This window comes from Streptomyces sp. NPDC001532 (assembly GCF_040298625.1).
In the GTDB taxonomy this organism is placed as follows: domain Bacteria; phylum Actinomycetota; class Actinomycetes; order Streptomycetales; family Streptomycetaceae; genus Streptomyces.
Genome location: NZ_JBEPAL010000091.1, coordinates 1 through 3240, shown reverse-complemented (window position 1 = coordinate 3240; position 3240 = coordinate 1). Strand labels below are relative to the sequence as shown.

Below are 3240 nucleotides of genomic sequence, written 5' to 3'. Positions count from 1 at the left end.
GGGTCGGCGTAGACGGCGACGCTCGCGATACCGGCGTCCCGGCAGGCCCGGGCAACGCGGACAGCGATTTCGCCACGGTTGGCGATGAGCACCTTGCGCACGATGAGGCTCCCTCCTTGAAACAAGCCGAGTTTAGGGACAGTCGACACGGCACTTCGACCCGTCCCCAATGGTGAGCTTGCCCACACGGAGCGTGATTCGAGGCTCGCTCGACCCGCGAAATCCCTTGTCGCGACCGTGCCACGCAGGACTCCTCGGGAAACCCTAGCCCTCCCCTGTGGTCAAGGTCTCTGTCACCTGGTGCTGCGGGCCACTCCGTTTCTTTGTGGAGTCCCTACGAATGGCCCAACACTTCTTTGCCTGACGCAGAACCCTTGTCCCGAGTTTTACTCGTTAGTAGCGTTCCCGATGTCCTCGAACCTACTTGGGGTAACAGCAGCCTTGCTCGGGCGATGGTCGAAGGTGGGTGGAACCGGTGGTGCGCAGGCCGGTGGCATGGATCGTGGCGGTCGTGCTCTTCGCCGAGGCGCTGGGCGTGGCGGCGCTGAACTGGTTCCTCGGGGTGGTGGTGGACCGCCAGGACATGTCCCTGGCGGGTCTGGACCCCGACATGATGGCGACCTCCTCCAAGATCGGAGGCGTCGTCTTCGGGCTCTACTTCGCGCTCTGCGGCGTGGCGGCCCTCCTGGTGGCCCTGCGCGACCGCCGGCCGGCGGGCATCGGCCGGGTGCTGCTGATCAGCGCGGCGGTCGTGCACGCCCTGCTGGGCGCGTTCGCCTGGGGTCTCGTGGGCTGGCCGGCGTTCCTGGTCATGGTGCTGGTGCTCGGCCTGATCGTGCTCCTGCTGATGACGTACGACGGCCGGGCCGGGGCACAGGAGCCCACCGGGCCGGCCGAGCCCACGGACACGCTGCCGGAGGGCGGGGCTCAGCCGGCCTGAGCGGGGCTCAGGTCCACAGGTCGGTGATGGAGATCCCCAGCTGCCCCAGCAGCTTGCGCACCAGCGGCAGGCTGATGCCGATGACGTTGCCGTGGTCGCCGTCGATGCCGTCGACGAAGGGCGCCGAGCGGCCGTCGAGGGTGAAGGCGCCGGCGACGTGGAGGGGTTCGCCGGAGGCGACGTAGGCGGCGATCTCCTCGTCGGTCGGCTCGCCGAAGCGGACCACGGTGGAGGCGGTGGCGGAGGTGTAGCGGCCGGTCGCGGTGTCGTAGACGCAGTGGCCGGTCTGGAGGGTGCCGGCGCGTCCGCGCATGGACTTCCAGCGGGCCGTGGCCTCCTCGGCGTCGGCCGGCTTGCCGAGCGCCTGGCCGTCGAGGTCGAGAACCGAGTCGCAGCCGATCACGATGGCGCCCATCACCTCGGGCTTCGCGGCGACCACGGAGGCCTTGGCCTCAGCGAGGGCGAGGGCCAGTTCCGCGGGGGTGGGGGCGGTGACGGCGTCCTCGTCGACGCCGCTCACGATCACCTCGGGGTCGAGCCCGGCCTGGCGGAGCAGGCCCAGCCGGGCGGGGGACTGGGAGGCGAGCACGAGTCGGCGGCGCGGCTGATCAGTCATGCCGCCAGGTTAGCGGCGGGCGTGCCGCGGCTCATCCCAGTCCGATGACGATCATCGCCAGCACCATGGCCAGCGCCATGAGAACGCCCAGCCGCCGCAACATCTCCTGCATGTCACGCAGTTCCTTGGGCGGTTCGTTCTCCGGGTCGGACCACAGCATGCCCGCCATCGTCCGGCGCCGGCCCGCGGCGGCGCCTGAGTACGCGTACTCAACTTCCGTAAACGGGTCTCTGGTTCTGTTAAGTTAAGGGAACTCCAATCCCGTTTGGAAGGTGTGTGTGATGAGCGCTGCCGTTTTCACCGCCGCCTGGACCGCCGCGCCCCAGGCGCCCAGCGAAGGCTTCACCCCCAACTGGTCCCGCCAGGGCTTCTGGCGCCAGTCCGTCCGGCAGGTCGTCCGGCTCACCGCGGGCGGCGGCCGGGTGCGGATCCGGCTCTCCCACGCGTACGGCACCTCACCGCTGCGGATCGCCGGTGCGGCCGTCGCCCGGACGGCGGACGGGGCCGCCGTCGAGCCGGGCTCGGCGCGGCGGCTCACCTTCGCCGGGGCGCACGAGGTGGCGGTCCCGGCGCGCGGTCAGGTCGTCAGCGACGCGGCGGAACTCGCCGTGGCCGCGGGCGAGGCGCTGACCGTCACCCTGTACTTCGACGCCGCCACCGGCCCGGCCACCTTCCACGCGCAGGCCTTCACGGCCGGCTACCGGGGGCCGGGCGATCTGCTGGCGGACGTGTCGGGCGCGGGCTTCGACGCCGTCACCGAGTCCTGGTACGTCCTGTCCGCCGTCGAGGTCGACGCCGGCCGCACCGACGCGGTCGCCCTCTTCGGCGACTCCCTCACCGACGGCTTCGGCTCCACGCCGGGCACCGACCGCCGCTGGTCCGATGCGCTCGCCCGGCGCACCGGACGGCCCGTCCTCAACGCCGGGATCGGCGGGAACCTGCTGCTCAACGACTCCGCGTGGTACGGCGAGAAGGCCCTCGAGCGGTTCGCCCGGGACGTCCTGGACCAGCCGGGAGTGTCGACGGCCGTCGTCCTGATCGGCCTCAACGACATCGGCTTCAGCGAGACGGACGAACAGCCGACCTACCACCCGGCGCCGGTCGTCGAGGCGGACGAGCTGATCGCGGGCCACCGGGAGCTGATACGGCAGGCACGCGCGCGAGGCGTGCGGGTGATCGGTGCGACCCTGCTGCCGTTCGGCGGGTCCGATCACTGGGGGGAGCACGCGGCGAAGGTCGGCCACGAACTCAACGAGTGGATCCGGGGCGCCGGGGAGTACGACGCCGTGCTCGACTTCCACCGGCTGCTGGCCGACCCGGCGGACCCGGACCGGCTGCGGCCCGCCTACGACTTCGGCGACCACCTGCACCCCGACGACGCGGGGTTCGAGGTGATGGCCGAAGCCGTGGCGGGCGTGCTGTAGGCGCTTCGGCTCAGCTCGGCCAGTACGTGCGTGCCCAGCTCGCCGGCCCCGGCTGGGGCAGGCTGCGGGCGGCGATACGGGACGGGTCGGACCAGGAGGCCCCGGGAGTGGACGCGCCGGGCGGCAGGGCCGCCGCCGCGGCGCGGACCCGGACCACCGCCAGTGCGGCGGCCAGCTCCTCGGGGGTCGGGTTGCCCCGTACGACCTTGATGTTCATGAGTGCTCCCGGCAGGCCTAGAGGGGGATGTTGCCGTGCTTCT

6 protein-coding genes are annotated in these 3240 nt (G+C 71.6%); 2 read left to right on the top strand and 4 right to left on the bottom strand.

Translation table 11 applies throughout. The features are described from left to right. On the bottom strand, positions 1-101 hold a 101-nt coding region (locus ABT232_RS38245), incomplete at its 3' end, for a biotin carboxylase N-terminal domain-containing protein (protein ID WP_158786612.1). Positions 102-475: 374 nt separating this feature from the next. On the opposite strand from ABT232_RS38245, the gene ABT232_RS38240 reads away from it, so the two are divergent. Beyond that, complete coding sequence (locus tag ABT232_RS38240) at positions 476-940, top strand: hypothetical protein (RefSeq protein ID WP_351849394.1); 465 nt, start codon at positions 476-478, stop codon at positions 938-940. 7 nt (positions 941-947) lie between these two features. Here ABT232_RS38240 and ABT232_RS38235 read toward each other — a convergent pair whose 3' ends face one another. Together ABT232_RS38235 and mmpB are read right to left on the bottom strand one after the other, a co-directional pair. Continuing rightward, entirely contained in the window at positions 948-1556 is a 609-nt protein-coding gene (locus ABT232_RS38235; RefSeq protein WP_351849392.1) for a Maf family protein, read from the bottom strand. Positions 1557-1587: 31 nt separating this feature from the next. Beyond that, a complete protein-coding gene (mmpB, locus tag ABT232_RS38230; protein ID WP_351849390.1) occupies positions 1588-1716 on the bottom strand; it encodes a morphogenic membrane protein MmpB in 129 nt (42 codons plus the stop codon). Positions 1717-1837: 121 nt separating this feature from the next. Here mmpB and ABT232_RS38225 point away from each other — a divergent pair, with 121 nt between their 5' ends. Beyond that, entirely contained in the window at positions 1838-2980 is a 1143-nt protein-coding gene (locus tag ABT232_RS38225) for an SGNH/GDSL hydrolase family protein (RefSeq protein ID WP_351849387.1), read from the top strand. 10 nt (positions 2981-2990) lie between these two features. Here ABT232_RS38225 and ABT232_RS38220 read toward each other — a convergent pair whose 3' ends face one another. Then, positions 2991-3197 carry an acyl-CoA carboxylase subunit epsilon gene (locus tag ABT232_RS38220; RefSeq protein ID WP_351849384.1) on the bottom strand — a complete coding sequence of 69 codons (207 nt, stop codon included), beginning with the start codon at positions 3195-3197 and terminating at the stop codon, positions 2991-2993. Positions 3198-3240: the final 43 nt, after the last annotated feature.